Source organism: Luteibacter aegosomatis (assembly GCF_023078455.1).
Classification (GTDB): Bacteria; Pseudomonadota; Gammaproteobacteria; order Xanthomonadales; family Rhodanobacteraceae; genus Luteibacter; species Luteibacter aegosomatis.
In genome coordinates, this window is record NZ_CP095740.1 from 343,368 (window position 1) to 363,978 (window position 20,611).

Sequence of the window (20,611 nt, forward strand, 5' to 3'; positions counted from 1 at the left end):
CGGGCGGGGACGCGTCATGACGCGGCGCGGCGGTGCAAGACGCTGGGCTCCTGCCTTCGCTGGAGCGACGAGATCGTCGCCGACTCTCAAATCACCTCACGTCGCTCCTGCGAAGGCAGGAGCCCGGCGTCCCTAACGTTCGCGCCAGTTGTCATAGGCATCCTGCCAGCCGAATGTCTCCAGCAGGTGCGACCACGTCGCATCGATTCCCGCTTCGATTCGCATCGCCCGCCCGTCGCGCGGATGCGTGAAATCCAGCGTCGCCGCGTGCAGCAGCATGCGGTGCGACGCGAAGTGGATCTTGAACAGGCGGTTGTGGTCGCCTCGTCCATGCTGGCTGTCGCCCACGATGGGATGGTGGATGTGCGCGAAGTGCTTGCGGATCTGCCGGAAACGGCCGGTGCGCGGTTCGGCTGCGGCCAGCGCGTAGCGCTGCCTCTCGTAGCGTCCGAGCGCGATGTCCACCTCGACGGCGGCGAGCCGCCGGTAGTCGGTCTGCGCCTCGCGTCGCGGCCCCGTCTCGCGTGAGCCGGGCAGCGGGTAGTCGATGCAACCCTCTTCGGGCTCAGGCCAGCCACGGCACACGGTGAGATAGCGCTTGCGCACGCTGCGACCCATGAACTGCTCGCCGAGCTGCGCGGCGATCTCCGGCGAGCGCGCCACGAGCAGCACGCCCGAGGTGGCGCGATCGAGCCGATGGGCCAGGTGCAGGCGGCCGTCGACCTGTTCGCGCAGCAGGTCGATCAGGAAGGCGTCGTCGGGCCCCACGAAGGCCGAACGATGCACCGCGAGGTTCGCGGGCTTGTTGACGGCGACGAGGTCGTCGTCCTGGAACAGGATCTCCAGCATCGGCGTCAGCGGCGTGGCCAGCCCGCGACGAAGACCGCCAGCCCCGCCACGGCGAAGGCGCCGGGCAACGACCAGTGCGTATGCGGGGCCAGCGCGTACAGCACCGCCGAGCCCACCAGCAAGGCCGCGCCGAGGAAGCCGCACGCGAGCACGCGGTGGAGGCGGCGCGAGGCTTCGTGAGCCTGCAGCACGACGAGCGGATCGGCCACCTCGCGGCGCTCGCCGCTGGCCACCTGGCGCAAGGCGTCGCGCACCAGTTCGGGCACGCGCGGCGCCGTGTGGATCCACTCGGGCAGGCGGCGACGCACGTCGCGCAGCGTGGCGCGAACGCTATAGCGCTCGCGCAGGATGCGCTTGAGCACCGGATGAGCCACGGCCCAGATGTCGATGTCCGGGTCGAGCATGCGGCCGACGCCCTCGATGTTGAGCAGCGTCTTCTGCAGCAGGATCAACTGCGGCTGCAGCGTGAGCTCGAAGCGCCGCGCTGTCTGGAACAGCTTCACCACCAGCTCGGCGATGGATATCTGCGAGAGCGGGCGGGTGAAGTAAGGCTCGCACACCGTGCGCACGGCGGCTTCGAGCTCGTCGAGGCGAACCGTGGTCGGCATCCAGCCGGCGGCCACGTGCAACTGCGCGATGCGCGCGTAGTCGCGCTCGAACAGGGCGATGAAGTTTTCCGCGAGCCAGTACTGGTCGGCCTCGGGCAGCGAGCCCATGATGCCGAAGTCGAGCGCGATGAAGCGCGGTTCGTCGAGGCGGGTGAGGTCCACCCAGATGTTGCCGGGATGGGCGTCGGCGTGGAAGAAGTTGTCACGGAACACCTGTTCGTAGAACAGGCGCACGCCCTTTTCGGCGAGCCGCTTGCGATCGAGGCCGGCCCGGTCGATGGCGGCGATGTCGTCGGCGCTCACGCCGTGCACGCGCTCGAGCGTGAGCACGCCTTCGGTGCTCAACTCCCAATGCACCTCGGGCACGTAGAGGTCGATGCCGCTGGCGAAGTTGCGGCGGAGCAGGCTGGCGCTGGCGCCCTCGCGCTGCAGGTCGAGCTCGTTGGAGAGCATCTTCTCGACCTCGGCCACCACCTCGAGCGGCCGGATCTTGTCGGCGTTGGGATGCCAGCGCTGCGCCAGCTCGCCCAGGGCGTGGAGCAGGTCGACGTCGCGGGCGATGCGCTTGTCGATGCCCGGCCGCAGCACCTTCACCACCACCTCGCGGCCGTCGTGCAGCGTGGCCGCATGCACCTGCGCGATGGACGCGGAGGCGAGGGCGTTCTCGTCGAAGCGTGCGTAGAGGGTGCCGATCGGCGCCTTCAGTTCGCGCTCCACGATGGCGCGCGCCTCGACACCGGGGAAAGGCGGCACCTGGTCCTGCAGCAGGGCCAGTTCGTCGGCGACGTCGCCCGGCACGAGGTCACGGCGCGTGGACAGCACCTGGCCGGCCTTGACGAAGATCGGGCCCAGCTCGGTGAGGGCCAGGCGCAAGCGCGCGCCGCGCGGCAAGGCGCGCACCTCGGCGGGCGCGCGCGGGAACATCGCGCGCACGAGCTTGAGCGGACGAAACAGGTGGGCGCCGTCGACCAGTTCGTCGAGCTGGTATTTCAGGAGGATCGCGGCGACACGAAGCAGGCGGGGCGCGAGGCGCAGCGACGTCATGCGCCGTTCCCCTTCAGGGCGCGCTCGATGCGGGCGAAACGCGCCTCGGCGCGCTCCGTGCGCTCGCGAAGCTCGTCCACGCCGTCGAGGAACCGATCGACTTCGCCCGGCGCCACGGCCACGCGCCCTTCGTCGCGCAGCCAGTCGGCGCCATCTTCGGTGAGGTGTGCGGCGGACTGCTTCGCATGGACGAAGGCGCGATGGAACGCCTGCGCCAGCGGCACGCCGATGGCATCGCCGAACGCCTTGGCGAAGGCTTCCTCGATGTCCGGGGCGTACTGGCGCGCAAGACGCTCCAGGCGGCGAGCCAACTCCGCGTCGCCCGCGATGTCGACCTTGCCGGGTGCCACGCCGTCGTCGTCGCGGCGCAGCGCCATGGCCAGCAGGCTGCCTGGCGAGGCGGTGACGCGCAGGCTGCCGCCGTCTTCCGCCGGGCCAACGCGCAGGCGGCCCTTCTCCACGGTGATGCGCAGCGCCAGTTCCGGGCCGCTCAAGTGCACCTGCACGCTGCGGCCGTCGAGCGCGTCGAGGCGGCCGCGGGTGTCCGGGTCGAGATCGACGGCGCGGTTGAGCACGGTTTCCATGGCCTTGCCGGCGAGGACGCGCAGCGGGCGGGGGAGGAAGCGGGAGGGGCCGGTGCTGGCCTGAGGGCGATCGGGGGTCATGGCTGGATTGTAGCCTGCCGCCTCGTCCCGTTCGCGGACAGGGTCCGCTCCCACCCTTCGGTAGCCGGCTTTCCTACCGAAGGGTGGGAGCGGACCCTGTCCGCGAATCATGGTGCCTCATGCCGCCCCGTCGAAGCCGCTCTGCCGCCACGCCTCGAACACCGCCACCGCCACGGCATTGGAAAGATTCAGGCTGCGATTGCCCGGCCGCATCGGCAGCCGGATGCGCTGTGCCTCGGGAATCGAGTCCAGCACGTCGTCGGGCAGCCCCGCCGTCTCGCAACCGAAGAGCAGCGCGTCGTCCGCGCCGTAGGTCACGTCGGTGTGCAGGTGGCGGCCACGCGTGGAAAAGGCGAAGACGCGCGGATGACCGAGGGCTTCCAGGCAGGCGTCGAGATCGTCGTGGACCGCCACACGGGCGAACTCGTGGTAGTCGAGCCCCGCCCGGCGCAGGCGCGTGTCGTCCAGTTCGAAGCCCAGGGGGCGGATCAGGTGGAGGCCGGCGCCCGTATTGGCGCACAGGCGGATGACGTTGCCCGTGTTGGGCGGTATTTCGGGTCGGAACAGGATGACGTGCGGCATGCGCCCATTATGTGCCAGCGGCGGCGCAAAGCACGCCGTCCGGCGGCAGGGCGCAGGCGCCCGCGGTGATCGAGGCCGCGGCCGAGTCGCCGACGACGGTGGTCGGTGCGGCGAGCTGCACCGAGGTGCCGGAGAGGCCGAGCATGTTGCCGAGGATGAGGCAGCAGACCATGACCGAGGCCACGAGCAGGCTGCGCAGGATGAAGAGTTCGTACTTCATGGGATCGATCCTTCTGGGAATCCGGGTCAGGCCATCAGGGCCAGCGTGTAGCCGCACAGCAGCATCGAGGTGACGAGGAAGGCGGCGAGCATCGGCAGTTCGAATTTCATGGCGTTCTCCTTGAGCATGGGTGGGCGGATCGCCCTGGCATGGGTATTAAGGCAAACGCCGTGCCAACCTCGACAGGGTCTGCAATCAGCTGATTCGCATGAGATTTGTCACCCGTGGATGCATCGCCTCGTCTGTCCGCGGACAGCGGCCGCGCCATACCGGACAGTGACCGCATGGACATTGCCCGAGCCTGCGGGCTAGCCTCGGGCGGTTGCGGCCACGACGGCCCCTGAAGGAGTTCGCATGAAGAAACGTCTTGCCCTGCTCGCCGCGGGATTGCTTTCCATGGCAGGCGGCGCGTCCGCCGCCACCGCGACGATTCCCGACATCCCCTACACCCGGTTCCAGTTGCCCAACGGGCTGACCGTGATCGTGCACGAGGACCACAAAGCCCCCGTCGTCGCCGTCAGCATCTGGTACCACGTGGGTTCGGCCGACGAGCCGACGGGCAAGACGGGTTTCGCGCATCTCTTCGAACACCTGATGTTCTCCGGCTCGGAGAACCACAAGGGCACCTACTTCCAGCCTTTCGAGGTGGCCGGCGCCACCGACATGAACGGCACCACCTGGTTCGATCGCACCAATTACTTCGAGACCGTGCCCACCACGGCGCTCGACATGGCGTTGTGGATGGAGTCCGACCGCATGGGCCACCTGCTGGGCGCCATCGGCCAGAAGGAGCTCGACACGCAACGCGGCGTGGTGCAGAACGAAAAGCGCCAGGGCGAGAACGAGCCCTACGGCCGCGTTGACGAGAACGTGCTGGCCAACGTCTACCCGGCCAACCATCCGTACCACCACGACACCATCGGTTCGATGGCCGACCTCGACGCCGCCTCGCTGGCCGACGTGAAGCAGTGGTTCCACGACTACTATGGCGCCGCCAACACCACCCTGGTGCTGGCCGGCGACATCACGCTCGAGCAAGCGAAGGCCAAGGCGCAGAAATACTTCGGCGACATCCCGGCCGGTCCGCCGGTGCCGCGCCAGCAACCGTGGGTGGTGCCGCTCGGCGCCGATACGCGCGGCGTGCAACACGACCAGGTGGCGCAGACGCGCATCACGCGCACCTGGGCCGTGCCGCAGTTGGGCACCGACGATGCGGTGCAGCTGGACCTGGCCACCACCGTGCTCGGCGGGGGCAAGACCTCGCGCCTGTACCAGCGCCTGGTCTACCAGGACAAGCTCGCCGACGACGTCTCGGTGGGCATTTCGCCGTTCGCGCTCTCCAGCCGCGTGCAGCTCTCCGTCGACGTGAAGCAGGGCGTCGATCCGGCAAAGGTCGAGGCCGCCATCGCCGACGTGTGGAACGACTTCCTCGCCAAGGGCCCCACCGCCGACGAACTGGAGCGTGCCAAGGTCGCCAACCTCGCCGGCTTCGTGCGCGGCCTGGAAAAGGTCGGCGGCTTCGGCGGCAAGGCCGTCATCCTCGCGGAGGGCCAGGTCTACCGGAACGATCCGGAGGGCTACAAGAAAGACCTCGAGCGTTCGCAGCAGGCCACCCCGGCCTCGGTGCTCGCGGCATCGAAGAAGTGGCTCGGCAAGGGCAGCTATACGCTGACCATCATGCCGGCCGCGCCCGGTTTCGATCCGGCCGCCGAGGACAAGGCCGTCGTCGGCCTGCCGAAGGCGGAAGGCCGTCCCGCGCCCGTCATGCCCGCGGCGAAGAGCTACACCGCCGGCACCTCGCAGGTCGATCGCGCGAAGGGCGTGCCCCCGGTGGCGAGCTTCCCCGACCTGTCGTTTCCCAAGCTCCAGCGCGGCAAGCTGAAGAACGGCATCGAGGTGGTGCTCGCCGAGCGTCACACCGTGCCGGTCACGCAGGTCCAGATCCTGTTCGATGCGGGCTACGCCGCCGACCAGGGCCGCAAGCTCGGCACGGCCAGCTTCACGTCCACCCTGCTCAACGAGAGCACGAGCGACCTGGATTCGGTGGAGGTGGCGCGGCGCAAGGAGCGTCTGGGCGCCATCATCGGCTCCAACTGCTCGCTAGACACCTGCGCGGTGGCGCTCAACGCGCTTAACGCCGAACTGGTGCCCTCGCTGGCGCTGTTCGCCGACGTCGTTCGCCACCCGGCTTTCAAGGCCGACGACATCGAGCGGGTGCGCGGCCAGTGGATCGCGGGCATCGCGCAGGAGAAGACCGATCCCACCGGCCTCGCGCTGCGCACCTTGCCGCCGCTGCTCTACGGCAAGCAGCACGCATACGGCATCCCGTTCACCGGCAGCGGTACGGAAAAGGCCATCGCGTCGCTCACCGCGGAGGATCTCAAGGCGTTCCAGCGTGACTACCTGCGCCCGGACAACGCGCGCATCCTCGTCGCCGGCGACACGACGCTGGACGCCATCCTGCCCCAGCTCGACGCCGTGTTCGGCGACTGGACGCCGCCGCCGAGCGCGAAGCCGACGAAGAACGTCGGCACGGTCGCCGCGCAGCCCAAGCCGCGCGTGTTCCTCATCAACCGCACCGACGCGCCGCAGTCGCTGATCCTCGCCGGTCTGCTCGCGCCGTCCACCAAGGCCAAGGACGCGCTCGACCTGGGCATCGCCAACGGCGCGTTCGGCGGCACGTTCACCTCGCGGCTCAACATGAACCTGCGCGAGGAAAAACGCTGGGCGTACGGCGCGCAGAGCATGCTCTCCGACGCGCAGGGCCAGCGGCCGATGCTGTTCTACGCCCCGGTGCAGACCGACAAGACCGCCGAATCCGCCCAGGAAATCCTCAAGGAAGCCCGCGCCGTCGTCGGCCCCAAGCCGCTCACCGACTCGGAGATCGCCAAGATCCGCGCGCAGCGCGTGCGTGCCTTGCCGGGCAGCTACGAAACCACCTCGGCGGTGCTGGCGGCCATGTCGGGCATCGTGATCTACGACCGCCCCGACGACTACGTGCAGACCCTCAAGGCGCGCATCGACGCGGTGAACCGCACCTCGGCGGAAGCGGCCCTCTCGGCCGTGATGCATCCGGACTCGCTCACCTGGGTGATCGTCGGCGACCTGCGCAAGATCGAAGCACCGGTGCGGGCCTTGAACCTGGGCCCGATCCAGGTGATCGATGGCGACGGCGAGCCGGTGAAGTCGTCGAAGTGAGGTAGACCCACGGCGGAACGCGCGAGCGGTGATCGCGCGTTCCGCTTCGTCGGGCTAGCATAGGCGCGACCGTGTTTCCGGAGCTGCACATGCGCAAGGCCCTCGTCCTCCTCATTCCCTTCGCCCTCACCGCCTGTTCCTGGGGTATCAAGCTCGACGACGGTGCGCGCAACGTTCGCACCGCATGGAACGGCGACACGTCCGGTTGCCGTGAGCAAGGCAAGGTCACGGTGTCGGTGATGAACCGCGTCGGGCCGGTCGATCGCAACGACCTCAAGGTGCGCGACGAACTCGAGGTGCTGGCGCGCAACGAGGCCGCCAAGATGAACGCCGATACGGTGAAGCCGCTGGGCGAGCCGCGCGACGGTTCGCAGGACTGGGGTGCCTACACCTGTGGCGCGCGTTCGGTGGCCGGCCCGCGCACCGCGCCCGCCTCGGCCCCTCCCCAGAACCCCACGCCGCAGGGTGGGTTCGAGACCGTTCCGCTGAAGAACTGATGCCCACGGGCGGGACGACGGGCGCCGGTGGTAACGGCGCCCGTCGACTCGGCCGAGACGATGGGACGCACGTAGGGTGGCGAAAGCCATTCCGCGGAGCGTCCCATTTTTTATTACAGGTATTGATATTTCATAAATGAATATTATATTTGTGATGTAGTCGCCCGCCAGCCTGGATTCCCATGAGCGATTTCGCCCCCACCGAAGCCCGCCTCGACGTGACCCGGGGAAAGTACCCCGCGTTTCCGCGCGCACCGGCGATCCTGGTGCGCCTCATCAAGCATCTCTACAAGGAGATCCATGACGAGGCGAACGCGGCGATGCGCCCGCATGGGCTCAATCATCCCGAGTACAACATCCTGATGATGCTGTACGGGGCGCCGGACAACACCCTGACCCCCTCGGAACTGGCCGGCGCCGCAGGCGAGAAATCCGCCAACGTCACCCGTCTCACCACGCAGCTTTCCGAGAAGGGCTATATCGCCCGCGCCGGCAGCGAGGACGACCGCCGCAAGGTGGCCCTGTCGCTCACCCCCGAGGGCGTCGCCCTGATCGAGCGGTTCCTGCCGGACATCGTCACCCTTCTTCACCGGCAGACGCGTAACCTGTCCGCAGGCGAGCAGGCGCAGTTGGAAGCGCTGCTCAAGAAGATGCTGGTCGGCTTCGGGGAATAACGAGCCACGCCATGTCCGCCGTCGACCCCGCCACTACCAAGACGCCCGCCTTTCGCCAGGTGCTGGTCGAAGCCTTGCGCGAGGAAGGGTCGATCTGGCTGCTCGTGATCAAGACGCTGATCGCGTTCTTCCTCACCGGCTGGATCGCGATGCGCCTGGAATTGCCGTCGCCCTCGTCGGCGATGCTCACCACCATCATCGTCGCCAACCGGCAGTCGGGCATGGTGCTGGCGAAGAGCTTCTATCGCGGTATCGGCACGGTGGTGGGCGCGATCCTCGCCGTCGTCATCGTCGCGGCGTTCGCGCAGCAGCGCGTGCTGTTCCTGCTGTCGCTGTCGCTGTGGATCGGCTTCTGCTCCGCGGGCGCCACGCTCTATCGCAACTTCAAGTCCTATGCCTTCGTGCTGGCGGGTTACACCGCGGCGCTGGTCGCCGTCCCCGTCATCAACGCGCCGTTGAACGTTTTCGACTCGGCCTGGGCCCGCCTGAGCGAGGTGCTGCTCGGCCTGCTGGTGAGCGGCGTGGTGAGCGAAGCGATCTTTCCCGCGCGCATGCGCGACGTGATGCGCCGGACCGGGCGCGAACAGTTCACCGATTTCATCGCCTTCGTCCGCGGAAGCGTGGGCGGCGCGATACCGCGCGAGCAGATGGAAAACGCCCACCTGCGTTTCGTGCGCGCGGCGGTCACGCTGGAAGACCTGCGCAGCTCGGTGGTCTTCGAAGACGTGGAAACGCGCGCGCGCAGCAACCACCTGCGCCTGTTCAACCAACGCTTCATGGCGACCTCCACCAGCTTCCAGTCGCTGCATCACCTGATCAACCGGCTCAAGCGCGCGCAGCGCGAGCGCGCGGCGGACGCGCTGATCCGGTTATATGCGCCCCTGGGCAAGGGGCTCGAAGGCCCCCTCGGTGCGGGCCTCGCCGCGCAGGCGCTGCTGCCGCAGATGGCCGTGGCACGCGATGCCATCGCCGCCAACGTCACCCGACTGCGCGGCACGCTCGACGATGCGCAGGACCTGCGCGACTTCGATACCGGCGCCGCGTTGATCCGCCGTTTCGCCGACGAGCTGTACGACTACATCGAGGCGGCCGCATCCCTCCAGTCGCCACGGCCGTATCCCACCATTTCGGCCGAGCGCGTGAGCTTCGATCGCGGCAACGACTATCTCGGCGCGGGCATCGCCATGGTCCGCGCGACGCTCACCATGCTCGTGCTGGGCCTGTTCTGGATCGAGAGCGCGTGGCCGTTCGGTTCGAGTGCGATGCTGCTGGCGACCGTTTTCGCGGGTCTCTTCGCGACGGTGCCCAACCCCACCCGCGTGACGTGGATCGTGATGCTGGGCTACCTGTCCGGCATGATCATGGCCTTCATTTGCCTGTTCTTCGTGCTCACCCAGGTCGACGGCTTCGGGCTCCTGGTGGTGTCCGTGTTTCCGTTCGCCGCCGTGGGGCTGGTGATGATGTTCACACCCAGTCTTGCGTCCTATGGCCTGGGATGGTCGTTCGGCCTGACCTACCTGCTCGGGCTGAACAACATGCAGGTGTTCGACCCCGCGCGCGCCATCAACGACGCGATCGCCCAGATCATCGGCTTGGGTGCGGCGGCGGCCGCGTTCGTGATCATCCCGCCGGCCATCGGCAGTGCCTGGCTGCGCCGCCGTCTCATGGCGCGCCTGCGCGCCCAGGTGGCCCTGGCCGCCGAGGCGCCGCTGCCCGGTCTGCGCCATCGCTTCGAAAGCATCAACAACGACCTCGTCAGCCAGGTGGTGGCGCAGACGCAGCCCGGCAGCGCCGACTCGCGCGCGCTCATCGCGTGGTCGCTGGCCGTGCACGAGACCGGGCGGGCGCTCGTCGAGATGCGCCACGACATGGCCGTGCAGGATATCCCGTCGACCCTGCGCCCTTACCTCGACGCGGTGCTGGACCGGCTGTCGCGGTTCTACGAGGTGCCGGACGTCGCCAGCTACGTCGCGGCGCGCGATGCGGTGGCTACCGCGATCGAAGGCGTGCGCGAACACACCGGGCAGGACTACCTGCTGGAAAACCTCAACCTCATCCGCATGACGCTGCTCGACAGCGAATCCGCGGTGGCCGCCTACATGCCCGACGCGCCCCTGGCCAAGGAGATCGCCCATGCCCCGTGAAATAGCCCTCGGCGACGCACTCGTTCCCGGGCTGCTCGTTCTTTTCGTCGTGTCCCTCCTGGTGCTGTGGGCGCTGGACGCCGTGGCCGGCCGTTTCGGGCTCTATCGCCTCGTATGGCATCCGTCGCTGTTCCGCCTCGCCGTCTTCGTGTGCGTCTTCGGCGCCTTTGCGTATTTCCTGTTCTGAGTATCCCGTCATGAAACTCGCCTCCGTCGTTCGCTTCGCCGTCACCGCGATCGTCGTCGTCCTCGCGGTGATCGCCGGCCACTTCCTGTGGAAGCACTACATGTATTCGCCATGGACGCGCGACGGCCGCGTACGCGCCGAGATCGTGCGTATCGCGCCCGACGTGGCGGGGCTGGTCACGGACGTGCGGGTGATCGACAACCAGACGGTGAAGAAGGGCGACCTGCTCTTCGTCGTCGACCGTTCGCGCTACCAGAATGCCGTGGCCCAGGCGCAGGCGAACCTCAACGCGGCCGAAGCGGCGGCGCGGGCGTCGGGTGCCAGCATCAACGCGTCGCTGGCCAGCGCGCAACAGAGCCGCGCCAACTACGAGATGTACCAGGCGCAGTCCGAGCGCCGGCAGAAGCTCATCAACAACGTGATCTCGGCCGAGGACAAGGCCAATGCCCTGGCCGCGGCGAATGCCGCCCGCGCCGGCTGGCAGGCCGCGCAGGCTGGTACCAAGCAGGCCGGCGCCTCGCAGCAGCAGGCCCTGGCGGCCGTGGCCCAGGCCCAGGTCGAGCTGGCCCTGGCCGAGCTCAACCTCGACCGCACCGAGGTGCGTGCTCCCGTCGACGGCTACGTCACCAACCTCGACGTGCGCGTGGGCGATTACGCCAACGCCGGCGCCCCACGCCTCGCCCTGATCGACAGCCATTCCTACTGGATCTACGGGTATTTCGAGGAAACCAAGCTGCCGGGCGTCCACGTGGGCGACCCGGTGGACATCCGCCTGCTGAGCGGCGGCGTGCACCTGAACGGCACGGTGGAAAGCATCGCCCGCGGTATCACCGACGCCGACAATCCCACCGGCAGCGACCTGCTCGCCTCGGTCAATCCCACCTTCAACTGGGTGCGCCTGGCCCAGCGCGTGCCGGTGCGGGTGAAGATCGATGCGGAGCATCTGCCCAAGGGCACGGTGTTGGCGGCGGGGATGACGGCGACGATCGTGGTGAAGCCGGTGGGCCACGAAGCTGGCGCCCCGTAGGAATCGCGGACAGGGTCCGCTCCCACCCTTCGGTAGGAAGGCTGCTGCCGGAGGGTGGGAGCCGGACCCTGTCCGCGACGGAGGCGGCCTCAGCCTGCCAGCCGCTGCAACCTGAGTTGCAACCACCGATCCACGTCCGCCCATTCCGTGGCCAGGATGCTGTAGCACACCGTATCCCTCAGCGAGCCGTCCGGGCGCCGCTTGTGGGCGCGCAGCACGCCCTCGCGCTTCGCTCCCAGCCGCTCGATGGCGCGCTGGGAATCCTGGTTGTAGCCGTCGGTGTGGAATTCCACCGCCACCACGCCCTCGTTCTGGAAGGCGTTGGACAGCAGCAGGTGCTTGCACGCGGTGTTCAGGTGGCTGCGCTGCCAGCGCCGGGCGTACCAGGTGTAGCCGATGGCCAGGCGGGGCGGATCGCTCACGATGTCGTAATAGCGCGTGGTACCGACGATCTCGCCGCTACCGTTCTCGCGGACGGCCCAGGGCGACATGCGGCCTTCTTCCTGGCCGCGCAGGGCGGTTTCGACGTAGTCGGCCATCCGTCCCGGCGCCGGCACGGAGGTGAACCAGAGGTTCCACAGGTCGCCGTCGGCCGCCGCCCGCTCCAGCGGCTCCACGTGGTTCAGCGCCAGCGGTTCCAGCGTGACGTAGGCGTTTTCCAGTCGGACGCGCGTCATGGGTTCAGGCGTCGAGGTCGGGGATGAGGCGGCTTTCGATGCGTGCGATGGCGTCTTTAAGCTGAAGCTTGCGCTTTTTCAGGCGGGTAAGCTGGATTTCGTCGCGACCGATGGCGGCGGCGAGGTGCTCGATGGCCACGTCGAGATCGCGGTGCTCGATCTTCAGCTCGGTGAGGAGCCGGGTCAGCTCGATGGGATCCTGAACCTGCATGGCGTGGGCCGGCGAAAGGGAAGGCCCAGTCTAACGCCGGGCGAGGCGCCTCGCAGCGGCTACAATAGGGGGCCGACCGTCCCCACAAGCCACGCCCGATGTCCGCCTCGCCCGAAGCCACCCGCAAGCAGACCTACGAAGCCGCCAAGCTGGCCAAGCGCCTGCGCCGCCAGGTGGGCCAGGCCATCGCGGACTTCGGCATGATCGAAGACGGCGACAAGGTGATGGTGTGCCTGTCCGGCGGCAAGGATTCCTACACGATGCTCGACATCCTGATGTCGTTGCAGGCGAAGGCGCCCGTGCGTTTCGAGATCGTGGCGGTCAACCTCGACCAGAAGCAGCCCGATTTCCCCGAGCACGTGCTGCCGGAATACCTCACGAACATCGGCGTGCCGTTCCACATCATCGAACAGGACACCTACAGCGTCGTCACCCGCGTGATCCCGCAGGGCAAGACGATGTGCAGCCTCTGCTCGCGCATGCGCCGTGGCGCGCTCTACCAGTGGGCCGCCGCCAACGGCGTCACGAAGATCGCGCTGGGCCATCACCGCGACGACATCCTCGGCACGTTTTTCCTGAACCTCTTCTACCAGGGCAGCCTGAAGGCGATGCCGCCCAAGCTGCAGTCCGACGACGGCCGCCACGTGGTGATCCGCCCGCTGGCGTATTGCCACGAGGACGACATCGCCGCTTACGCCGAGGCGCGCGCCTTCCCCATCATTCCCTGCAACCTGTGCGGCTCGCAGGAAAATCTCCAGCGCAAGGTGGTCAAGCGCATGCTCGCCGATTGGGAGAAGAACCATCCCGGGCGCGGCGAAACCATCTTCCGCGCGCTCGGCAACGTGGCGCCCTCCCAGTTGGCCGACCGGGCGCTGTTCGACTTCAAGGCACTCGGCGCGCGCGACGGCGCGGCGCTGCCCGACGCGCACGCATGGCTTTCCGGTGGCGACACCGTCGACGAAAACGATTGATCCTTTCCACCTTCCACGCTTCCAGGGCCTGCCGATCATGACTCTCTTCTCTTCCGTGGAACTCGCCCCGCGCGATCCGATCCTCGGCCTCAACGAAGCCTTCGGCGCCGATGCGCGTACCGACAAGGTCAACCTCGGCGTGGGCGTGTACTACGACGCGAACGGCCACGTGCCCCTGCTGCGTGCGGTGCGCGACGCCGAGAAGGCCCGCCTGGAGGCGCAGCTGCCGCGCGGTTACCTGCCCATCGACGGCATCGCGCTGTACGACGCCGCGGTGCAGAAGCTGCTGTTCGGCGCGGCGTCGCCGCTGCTGGAGGAACGACGCGTGGTCACCGCGCAGGCCCTCGGCGGCACCGGCGCGCTGAAGGTCGGCGCCGACTTCCTCAAGCGCCTCAACCCCGACGTGCCGGTCGCCATCAGCAACCCGAGCTGGGAGAACCATCGCGCGCTGTTCGAGAACGCCGGGTTCGCTGTACAGGAATATCCCTACTACGACGCGGCGACGCATGGCCTGAACCTCGACGGCATGCTGGGCGCCCTCGCGAAGCTGCCCGCGGGCGCCATCGTGGTGCTGCACGCGTGCTGCCACAATCCGACCGGCGTCGATCTGTCCGATGCCGACTGGGCGCGGGTGATCGACGTCGTGCGCGCGCAGGGCCTGGTACCGTTCCTCGACATCGCCTACCAGGGCTTCGGCGACGGCATCGATGCCGATGCGGTGGCGGTGCGCCTGTTCGCCGAATCCGGCCTGCCGTTCTTCGTGGCCAGTTCGTTCTCCAAGTCGTTCTCGCTTTACGGCGAACGCGTGGGCGCGCTGTCGATCGTCACCGGTTCGCATGACGAGGCGGTGCGCGTGCAATCGCAGTTGAAGCGCGTGATCCGCACCAATTATTCCAATCCGCCCACCCACGGTGCCGCGGTGGTATCGGCCGTGCTCAACCACGACGCGCTCCGCGCCACGTGGGAAACCGAGCTGGGCGAGATGCGCGAGCGCATCCGCGCCATGCGCCGGGGCCTCGTCGAGCGCCTGGCCAAGGCGGGCGACTTCGGTTTCATCGCGAACCAGCGCGGCATGTTCTCGTATTCGGGGCTGTCGTCGGCGCAGGTCGACCGCCTGCGCGAGGAGTTCGGTATCTACGCCGTCGGTACGGGCCGCATCTGCGTGGCCGCGCTCAACGACCACAACATCGATCGCGTCGCCGACGCGATCGCCAAGGTCGTCTAGGCTTTCCCTTCGCACGGCTTCGCCGGCGGGCGTTCGCGCCCGCCACGGCTCTTCATTCCCACGAGAATCGCCGATACATGTTCTTTCGCAATCTCACGCTTTTCCGCTTCTCCGCCGCCGTCGCCGACGATCTCGAACGCCTCGACGAGGTGCTTCCCGAACACCGCCTGCGTCCGGTCGGCCCGATGGAACTTTCCACCAAGGGCTTCGTGTCGCCGCTGGGCCGTAACGACGAGGCCCTGACGCACAGCGTGGGCCGCAACGTCATGGTCAGCGTCGGCGGCGAAGACAAGCTGCTTCCCTCGGCCGTGGTCAACGACGAACTCGCCAACCGCGTGCAGAAGATCGCCGAGGAAGAAGGCCGCAAGGTGAGCGGCCGCGAGCGCAAGCGCATCAAGGACGACGTGATGAACGAGCTGCTGCCGCGCGCCTTCGTGCGCAGCTCGCGCATGCGCGGCTACGCCGACAAGAAGAACGGCTGGCTGGTACTCGACACGTCCAGTCGCAAGTCGGCTGAGAATACGTTGAGCCAGGTCCGCACGGCGCTGGGCAGTTTCCCGGCGGTGCCGTTGGCGCCGGAGGAGTCGCCCCGCATCCTCATGACCCACTGGGTGGCCTCCGGCGACCTTCCGGGCGGCCTCGCGCTCGGCGACGAATGCGAATTGCGCGATCCGGCCACGGCGTCCGGGGCCATCGCGCGCTGCCGCCGCCAGGATCTCGATACCGATGAGATTCGCGAGCACCTGCGCACGGGCAAGCAGGTGTTCCAGTTGGGTTTGGTTTTCGACGACCGCATTTCCTTCGTACTTGGCGAAGACCTGATCCTGCGTAAAATCAAGTTCACCGACGTGGTACTGGACGAGCAGGCCGACAGTCACGAATCGGCCGCGGCGGAAATGGACGCCAACTTCGCCCTCATGGCGCTCGAATACGAACGCCTGCTGGGCAAGCTGGAAGAATGGTTCAAGCTGCCGCGTCCGGAGTAAGCCGGGCGGTGCCGCGTCGCAGTGTTTGACACGGATGGGTGGGATGTTCGTCGGGATCGACACGAGACTCGCGACATGGCAGCAGACGAAGGCGACTGGCTGGAACTGTCCACCCCTACCGGTGGCGTCATCCGCGTTCTCAAGGCGGCGCACCCGCGCGCGCGCCGCTTGCGCCTGACGGTCACCCCCAAGGGTGCCCGGCTGACGTACCCCAACGGCACGCATACGGCGCAGATGACGGCCTTCCTGCGCCACCACGCGGACTGGCTGGAACAGAAGCTCGGCGAGTTCCACATGGACGCCAAGCCGCTGCCGCCGCTTCGGGTAGGCGTGCCCACGTCGTTTCCCTTTCGTGGCGAAGAGGTCGCGCTGGCATGGGCCGAAGGCCCGTATCCGAAGGTGGAACACGAGCCGGGCAGTCTCACCCTGGTGATTCCGCGGCCGCATACGCGCGCGTTACTGGTGGCGCGCGGTTTGCTGGCAAGCTTTTTCGAGGCGCAGATCCGTCGGGACGTGTCGCGCTGGCTACCCACGCACATTCCGCAGATCAATGCGGCGCCCACGGCATTGCGCATCCGCCCGCTCAAGAGCCTGTGGGGCAGCCTGGACACGCGCGACAGGATCAACCTCGACCTCGCGCTGGCGCTCGCGCCCCCGGCGGCATTGCGCTACGTGCTCGTCCATGAGCTATGCCACCTGAAGGTGCGCAACCACTCGCCGCGTTTCTGGCATTGGGTCGAGAGCATCCTGCCCGAGCACAAGGAGCAGCGGGCGTGGCTGCGTGCGCACGGCAGCGGGTTGAAGATGCAGCTGGATCGGTTGGTGGCGGACGTCGCTGATTGATGGCGTGTCGCCACGTGATTCGCCGATACGATCGGCTCCCACCCCTCTGGTAGCGAGCTTCCTACCGAAGGGTGGGAGCCGATCGTATTGGCGAATCAAGCTAGCGAAGCGTATTCAATGCGCCAGCGCGAAGCTCGTGATGATCCGAGCCGTTTCCTCGGGCTTCTCCAGCATCGGCATGTGGTTGCAGCCGTTGAGCACCGTGGAGCCGATGGCAGGCGAACTCTTCAGTCCGGTGCGCAGGGTATCCAGTGCCGAGACGTCGATCAGTTTGTCGTCATGGCACCACAGGCCCAGCACCGGCATCGGCAGGCGGCCGATCACCGGATCGAGCGACAGCGCCTGCTCGGGGCGGCGCAGTTCGTCGAAGGTGCGCGCGATGAAGGCGTGGTCGTCGCGATTGCGCGCGAGCAGGGCATCCTCGACGCGCGGCAGCAGGTGCGGCGGATTCAGGAAGATGCGTGCGAGCATCGCCTCGAGATCGGCGCGGTTCTCGTACAGGAACGGGTTCTTTCCGGCCTTCACCTCACGCGCGAAGTCGTTTTCCTTGAAGGTGAGGCCCAGCGAGTCCACCAGCACGAGGCTGGCGACGCGCTCGTTGTGCTGATCGGCGTAGACGCCGGCGATGGCACCGCCCATGGAGTGGCCCACCAGCATGAAACGCTGCATGCCGACGGCGGCGAAGAAGGGCTCCAGGCGCTTGGCCTGGGCATCGATGCCGTAATCGCCGCCTTCGATGCGCGAGGATTCGCCCCAGCCGGGCAGGTCGGGGATGATGACGTGGAAATGGGCGGTGAGATCCTTGACCGACGCCAGCCAGGTTTCCTTGTTGGCCGCGAAGCCGTGCAGGAACACGATGTTGGGACCTTCGCCACCCTCGTAGTACGACCAGTTGGTGTCGCCGGCCTTCACCGTCTTCTTCTCGACGTGAGCCTGCATCGCCATGCGCGCGGCATCCGCCTTCAGCAGCAGCGACGGCGCGAACAGATAGACCACGCCGGCGCCCACGCCGAGCACCACCGCCACCACCACGAGAAACTTCAATCGCCGCAACAGCAATCGTTGCCAGAGCGGGCGCACGGAAGGGGAAAGGCTGGGGGACTTGGCCATGGGGAAAGAAACCGGGAACGGGGACGCCCCGCAAGATGCGGTGCCGGGGCTCAGGATGCAACCCTTGCGGCGCCCTGGGGCGCCGCAAGAATCTGCGTCATTTCTTCTTCGATGTGCCTGCCAGGATGCGCTCCACGGCCTGCTGGGTCAGCGGATGGTAGCCGGACCTGGCCTTGGCATAGGTGGCCTTGGCGAAGGCGAGGCCGTCCGGCGTACGGGCGAACGCGCGATACAGCGGCGTGGTGAGATACAGCCGTCCGATGCGCGTCATGTGCTCGGCGGCCGCCGGCCATACGCTCTTGTCGCCCGCGGCGATCGCATGGGCGTACCAGCGCATGCCGATCTCCGCGTTGGGCGTGCCGGTGAGGTGCCAGGCGGCGTCGAGCGCACGAACGCGGTCGATGGGCATCACGTCGGGCATGCGGTCGAGGAAATACATCCACTCCTGCGTGTTCCAGCCCTTGGCGTCGAGCTTGCCGGCATCGAGCGTGCCGGCGAGGAAGTCGGTGCACTCCTTGTCGATCGCGTCGAAGCGCGGCGAGGTGGGCAAGGGAGCGTCCTTGGGGATGCCTGGCTGCCAGATCCACGCGCGCGCCTCGGCCTCGCTCATCTTGCCGGGGTATTTGTCGAGCAGGTTGGCCTTGAGGTACGCGAACATCGTGTCGGTGTCGATGCTCTGGAAGGCGAAGTGCGCGAAGTAGCCCTTCAGGTACGCATCGAAGTTCTCGCGGCCGAAGCGCTGCTCCAGCGTGCGCAGGAACCACGATCCCTTGTCGTAGGCCACCGACGACAGCGAATCGTCGGCGCCGACGCCGCGCGGGTCGGGCGTGAGCTTCTGCGTGTTTTCCGGCATGTCGCCGATGGTCTTCTGCAGTTCACGCGCCGAGAGCAGGGCTTCTTCGTCGGCCAGCGCCTTGCCGTACACGGCTTCGGTGATGCGACCCTGCACGTAGGTGGTGAAGCCTTCGTTCAACCAGATGTCGCGCCATGCGGCACTGGTGACGAGGTTGCCCGACCACGAATGCGCCAGCTCGTGCGATACGAGGGAGACGAGGCTCTTGTCGCCGACGAGCACGGTGGGCGTGGCGAAGGTCATGTTCGGGTTTTCCATGCCGCCGAACGGGAACGAGGGCGGCAGCACGAGGATGTCGTAGCGGCCCCAGGCATAAGGGCCGTAGAGTTTTTCGGTCGTGGCGATCAGCTTCTCGGTATCTTCGAATTCATGGGCGGCCTTGCCGACCACCGAGGGCTCCGCGTACACGGCGCTGCGCGGGCCGGTTTCCTTCACGGCGATGTCGCCCGCGGCGATCGCCAGCAGGTAGGAAGGAATCGGATGCGGCTGGTCGAAGGTGAAATCGCCATCGAGCGGATGCTTCGCGTCGTTGATGGCGCTCATCACGACGCGGACATCCTTCGGCGCGGTGACGTGCGCGTCGTAGGTGAAGCGGATGGCCGGGGAATCCTGCAGCGGCACCCATGAGCGCGCATGGATGGATTCGGACTGCGAGAACATGAAGGGCTGCTTCTTGTCCGCCGTCTGCTCGGGCGTGAGCCATTGCAGGCCGGAGGCCTGCGGCGAGGTGGCGTAGGCGATGCGCACGCTGGCCGGATGGGACGGAGCCTGGATGGTGAGCTTGGAGCCCAGTTCCTTGTCGCGCGGCGCGAGCGCGAACTTCAGCGGCGAGGCCTTGCCGGCGGCATCCAGGGCCTCGACGCGGGCGATGGCGAGGTCACGGGTGTCGAGTACGAGGTCTTTCGCCTTTCCATCCTTCCAGTCGAGCTTCAGCGTGGCGTTGCCCGCGAGTTCGCGCTTGCCGAAGTCCACCTTCAGGTCGAGGTCGAGATGGGTCACCTTGACCACGTCGGGCTGGGCATAGGAATGCGGGTCGGCGGCGAAGGCCACGACGGGGAAGGCCACGGTGAGGGCCGCGAAGGGAAGCAGGCGCATGCAGGTTTTCCACGACAAGGGAAGCTTGCAGTATGCCACCGGCGCCGTCGGTGACGGGCCCGCGTCGTGCGGACGGTCGTGGAAGGCGCCTGAGACGCATGGACGGGCCGACGGGCCCACGCGCCGTCGGCAGGCTGCGCGTGGCGCGCTTGGGCGCCATGCCCCGCGGGATTACAGCTTGTAGCCCCGATGGATCGCGACGATGCCGCTGGTGAGGTTGCGCACCTCGACGTGGCCGAAGCCCGCGCGGGTCATCATGTCCTTCAAGGTGCCCTGGTCGGGATGCTTGCGGATCGATTCGGCGAGATAGCGGTAGCTGTCGGCGTCGTTGGCGAAGAGCTTGCCCAGGCGCGGCAGGATCTGGAACGAGTGCACGTCGTAGAGCTTCGAGAGCAGGGGGCTCTGCACTTTCGAGAACTCCAGCACCAGGAGGCGGCCGCCGGGCTTGAGGATGCGCTGCATGTCGGCTAGCGCCTTGTCCTTGTCGGTGACGTTGCGAAGGCCGAAGGCGATGGTGATCGCGTCGAAGCTGTTGTCCGGAAACGGCAGCATCTCGGCATTCATCTGCGCCCAGCGCAGGCCGGACACGAGGCCGCGATCGGTGAGCCGGTCGCGGCCTACGCCGAGCATGGCGGCATTGATGTCGCCCACCACCACTTCGCCCTCGTCGCCCACGACGGGCTTCAGCAACGCGGCGATGTCGCCGGTGCCGCCGGCCAGGTCGAGCACGCGGTCGCCGCGCCGCACCCCGCTCACCGCCACGAAGTGACGCTTCCACAGGCGATGGACGCCGAACGACATCAGGTCGTTCATCAGGTCGTAATTGCGGGCGACCGACGTGAAGACTTGGCCGACGAGCTTCTGCTTGTCGCCGACGGGCACGTCGCGAAAGCCGAAATGGGTGGTTTTGGGGTTCTCCATGGGAGGGAATGGTACCCCTCCCAC

General features: G+C 67.5%; 20 protein-coding genes. 10 read left to right on the plus strand and 10 right to left on the minus strand.

The features are described 5' to 3' along the window. Positions 1-132 precede the first annotated feature (132 nt). From L2Y94_RS01515 to L2Y94_RS01535, 5 genes are all read right to left on the minus strand, one after another. Complete coding sequence (locus tag L2Y94_RS01515) at positions 133-849, minus strand: pseudouridine synthase (RefSeq protein ID WP_247372549.1); 717 nt, start codon at positions 847-849, stop codon at positions 133-135. Positions 850-854: 5 nt separating this feature from the next. Further along, positions 855-2,501, minus strand: a complete 1,647-nt coding sequence (gene ubiB, locus L2Y94_RS01520) for a ubiquinone biosynthesis regulatory protein kinase UbiB (protein ID WP_247372552.1) — start codon at positions 2,499-2,501, stop codon at positions 855-857. Next, on the minus strand, positions 2,498-3,166 hold the full coding sequence (locus L2Y94_RS01525) for a ubiquinone biosynthesis accessory factor UbiJ (protein WP_247372555.1): 669 nt from the start codon (positions 3,164-3,166) through the stop codon (positions 2,498-2,500). Before L2Y94_RS01525 ends, ubiB begins: the two co-directional genes overlap by 4 nt. 117 nt (positions 3,167-3,283) lie before the next feature. After that, positions 3,284-3,748: a tRNA (cytidine(34)-2'-O)-methyltransferase gene (locus L2Y94_RS01530; RefSeq protein ID WP_247372558.1), complete on the minus strand. Its 465-nt coding sequence runs from the start codon at positions 3,746-3,748 to the stop codon at positions 3,284-3,286. Positions 3,749-3,755: 7 nt separating this feature from the next. Next, positions 3,756-3,968, minus strand: coding sequence for a hypothetical protein (locus tag L2Y94_RS01535; RefSeq protein ID WP_247372560.1), 213 nt, complete (start codon positions 3,966-3,968; stop codon positions 3,756-3,758). A 354-nt stretch (positions 3,969-4,322) separates the two neighbouring features. On the opposite strand from L2Y94_RS01535, the gene L2Y94_RS01540 reads away from it, so the two are divergent. The 6 genes from L2Y94_RS01540 to L2Y94_RS01565 all read left to right on the plus strand — a co-directional run bounded on the left by L2Y94_RS01540 (position 4,323) and on the right by L2Y94_RS01565 (position 11,695). Beyond that, on the plus strand, positions 4,323-7,166 hold the full coding sequence (locus L2Y94_RS01540; protein WP_247372562.1) for a M16 family metallopeptidase: 2,844 nt from the start codon (positions 4,323-4,325) through the stop codon (positions 7,164-7,166). Between the two features lie 89 nt (positions 7,167-7,255). Beyond that, positions 7,256-7,663 carry a DUF4156 domain-containing protein gene (locus L2Y94_RS01545; RefSeq protein ID WP_247372563.1) on the plus strand — a complete coding sequence of 136 codons (408 nt, stop codon included), beginning with the start codon at positions 7,256-7,258 and terminating at the stop codon, positions 7,661-7,663. Positions 7,664-7,845: 182 nt separating this feature from the next. After that, entirely contained in the window at positions 7,846-8,337 is a 492-nt protein-coding gene (locus L2Y94_RS01550) for a MarR family winged helix-turn-helix transcriptional regulator (protein WP_144912847.1), read from the plus strand. A gap of 11 nt (positions 8,338-8,348) precedes the next feature. Beyond that, on the plus strand, positions 8,349-10,481 hold the full coding sequence (locus L2Y94_RS01555) for an FUSC family protein (protein WP_247372565.1): 2,133 nt from the start codon (positions 8,349-8,351) through the stop codon (positions 10,479-10,481). Next, the gene (locus L2Y94_RS01560; RefSeq protein ID WP_247372567.1) at positions 10,471-10,668 is read left to right on the plus strand and encodes a DUF1656 domain-containing protein; all 198 of its coding nucleotides are present in this window, start codon (positions 10,471-10,473) and stop codon (positions 10,666-10,668) included. Before L2Y94_RS01555 ends, L2Y94_RS01560 begins: the two co-directional genes overlap by 11 nt. A gap of 10 nt (positions 10,669-10,678) precedes the next feature. Further along, complete coding sequence (locus L2Y94_RS01565) at positions 10,679-11,695, plus strand: HlyD family secretion protein (RefSeq protein ID WP_247372569.1); 1,017 nt, start codon at positions 10,679-10,681, stop codon at positions 11,693-11,695. An 89-nt stretch (positions 11,696-11,784) separates the two neighbouring features. On the opposite strand, the gene L2Y94_RS01570 is transcribed toward L2Y94_RS01565, so the two are convergent. Both L2Y94_RS01570 and L2Y94_RS01575 read right to left on the minus strand, forming a co-directional pair. Continuing rightward, positions 11,785-12,372, minus strand: a complete 588-nt coding sequence (locus L2Y94_RS01570; RefSeq protein WP_247372571.1) for a GNAT family N-acetyltransferase — start codon at positions 12,370-12,372, stop codon at positions 11,785-11,787. A 4-nt stretch (positions 12,373-12,376) separates the two neighbouring features. Then, positions 12,377-12,583: a YdcH family protein gene (locus L2Y94_RS01575; protein WP_144912859.1), complete on the minus strand. Its 207-nt coding sequence runs from the start codon at positions 12,581-12,583 to the stop codon at positions 12,377-12,379. A gap of 98 nt (positions 12,584-12,681) precedes the next feature. Between L2Y94_RS01575 and ttcA the strand changes: the two genes are divergently transcribed. The 4 genes from ttcA (at position 12,682) to L2Y94_RS01595 (ending at position 16,608) form a co-directional block, all read left to right on the plus strand. Next, positions 12,682-13,554: a tRNA 2-thiocytidine(32) synthetase TtcA gene (gene ttcA, locus L2Y94_RS01580; RefSeq protein WP_247372573.1), complete on the plus strand. Its 873-nt coding sequence runs from the start codon at positions 12,682-12,684 to the stop codon at positions 13,552-13,554. 37 nt (positions 13,555-13,591) lie between these two features. After that, positions 13,592-14,779 carry an amino acid aminotransferase gene (locus L2Y94_RS01585; protein WP_247372575.1) on the plus strand — a complete coding sequence of 396 codons (1,188 nt, stop codon included), beginning with the start codon at positions 13,592-13,594 and terminating at the stop codon, positions 14,777-14,779. A gap of 77 nt (positions 14,780-14,856) precedes the next feature. Next, the gene (locus L2Y94_RS01590; protein WP_247372576.1) at positions 14,857-15,765 is read left to right on the plus strand and encodes a recombination-associated protein RdgC; all 909 of its coding nucleotides are present in this window, start codon (positions 14,857-14,859) and stop codon (positions 15,763-15,765) included. 75 nt (positions 15,766-15,840) lie between these two features. Further along, positions 15,841-16,608, plus strand: a complete 768-nt coding sequence (locus tag L2Y94_RS01595; RefSeq protein ID WP_247372579.1) for a M48 family metallopeptidase — start codon at positions 15,841-15,843, stop codon at positions 16,606-16,608. A 114-nt stretch (positions 16,609-16,722) separates the two neighbouring features. Here the strand turns inward: L2Y94_RS01595 and L2Y94_RS01600 are convergent, their stop codons facing one another. The 3 genes from L2Y94_RS01600 to ubiE all read right to left on the minus strand — a co-directional run bounded on the left by L2Y94_RS01600 (position 16,723) and on the right by ubiE (position 20,587). Beyond that, the gene (locus L2Y94_RS01600; RefSeq protein ID WP_247372582.1) at positions 16,723-17,718 is read right to left on the minus strand and encodes an alpha/beta fold hydrolase; all 996 of its coding nucleotides are present in this window, start codon (positions 17,716-17,718) and stop codon (positions 16,723-16,725) included. A gap of 97 nt (positions 17,719-17,815) precedes the next feature. Next, entirely contained in the window at positions 17,816-19,666 is a 1,851-nt protein-coding gene (locus L2Y94_RS01605; protein WP_247372584.1) for a M1 family metallopeptidase, read from the minus strand. 171 nt (positions 19,667-19,837) lie between these two features. Beyond that, positions 19,838-20,587, minus strand: coding sequence for a bifunctional demethylmenaquinone methyltransferase/2-methoxy-6-polyprenyl-1,4-benzoquinol methylase UbiE (ubiE, locus tag L2Y94_RS01610; protein ID WP_247372586.1), 750 nt, complete (start codon positions 20,585-20,587; stop codon positions 19,838-19,840). Positions 20,588-20,611 lie beyond the last annotated feature (24 nt).

Coding starts and splice junctions, on each gene's coding strand:
- ubiE (WP_247372586.1), bottom strand. CDS start 20,587: ATGGAGAACCCCAAAACCACCCATTTCGGCTTTCGCGACGTGCCCGTC.
- L2Y94_RS01525 (WP_247372555.1), bottom strand. CDS start 3,166: ATGACCCCCGATCGCCCTCAGGCCAGCACCGGCCCCTCCCGCTTCCTC.
- L2Y94_RS01545 (WP_247372563.1), top strand. CDS start 7,256: ATGCGCAAGGCCCTCGTCCTCCTCATTCCCTTCGCCCTCACCGCCTGT.
- L2Y94_RS01550 (WP_144912847.1), top strand. CDS start 7,846: ATGAGCGATTTCGCCCCCACCGAAGCCCGCCTCGACGTGACCCGGGGA.
- L2Y94_RS01560 (WP_247372567.1), top strand. CDS start 10,471: ATGCCCCGTGAAATAGCCCTCGGCGACGCACTCGTTCCCGGGCTGCTC.
- L2Y94_RS01540 (WP_247372562.1), top strand. CDS start 4,323: ATGAAGAAACGTCTTGCCCTGCTCGCCGCGGGATTGCTTTCCATGGCA.
- L2Y94_RS01585 (WP_247372575.1), top strand. CDS start 13,592: ATGACTCTCTTCTCTTCCGTGGAACTCGCCCCGCGCGATCCGATCCTC.
- L2Y94_RS01605 (WP_247372584.1), bottom strand. CDS start 19,666: ATGCGCCTGCTTCCCTTCGCGGCCCTCACCGTGGCCTTCCCCGTCGTG.
- L2Y94_RS01575 (WP_144912859.1), bottom strand. CDS start 12,583: ATGCAGGTTCAGGATCCCATCGAGCTGACCCGGCTCCTCACCGAGCTG.
- L2Y94_RS01555 (WP_247372565.1), top strand. CDS start 8,349: ATGTCCGCCGTCGACCCCGCCACTACCAAGACGCCCGCCTTTCGCCAG.
- L2Y94_RS01535 (WP_247372560.1), bottom strand. CDS start 3,968: ATGAAGTACGAACTCTTCATCCTGCGCAGCCTGCTCGTGGCCTCGGTC.
- ubiB (WP_247372552.1), bottom strand. CDS start 2,501: ATGACGTCGCTGCGCCTCGCGCCCCGCCTGCTTCGTGTCGCCGCGATC.
- L2Y94_RS01600 (WP_247372582.1), bottom strand. CDS start 17,718: ATGGCCAAGTCCCCCAGCCTTTCCCCTTCCGTGCGCCCGCTCTGGCAA.
- L2Y94_RS01595 (WP_247372579.1), top strand. CDS start 15,841: ATGGCAGCAGACGAAGGCGACTGGCTGGAACTGTCCACCCCTACCGGT.
- L2Y94_RS01530 (WP_247372558.1), bottom strand. CDS start 3,748: ATGCCGCACGTCATCCTGTTCCGACCCGAAATACCGCCCAACACGGGC.
- L2Y94_RS01515 (WP_247372549.1), bottom strand. CDS start 849: ATGCTGGAGATCCTGTTCCAGGACGACGACCTCGTCGCCGTCAACAAG.
- ttcA (WP_247372573.1), top strand. CDS start 12,682: ATGTCCGCCTCGCCCGAAGCCACCCGCAAGCAGACCTACGAAGCCGCC.
- L2Y94_RS01590 (WP_247372576.1), top strand. CDS start 14,857: ATGTTCTTTCGCAATCTCACGCTTTTCCGCTTCTCCGCCGCCGTCGCC.
- L2Y94_RS01565 (WP_247372569.1), top strand. CDS start 10,679: ATGAAACTCGCCTCCGTCGTTCGCTTCGCCGTCACCGCGATCGTCGTC.
- L2Y94_RS01570 (WP_247372571.1), bottom strand. CDS start 12,372: ATGACGCGCGTCCGACTGGAAAACGCCTACGTCACGCTGGAACCGCTG.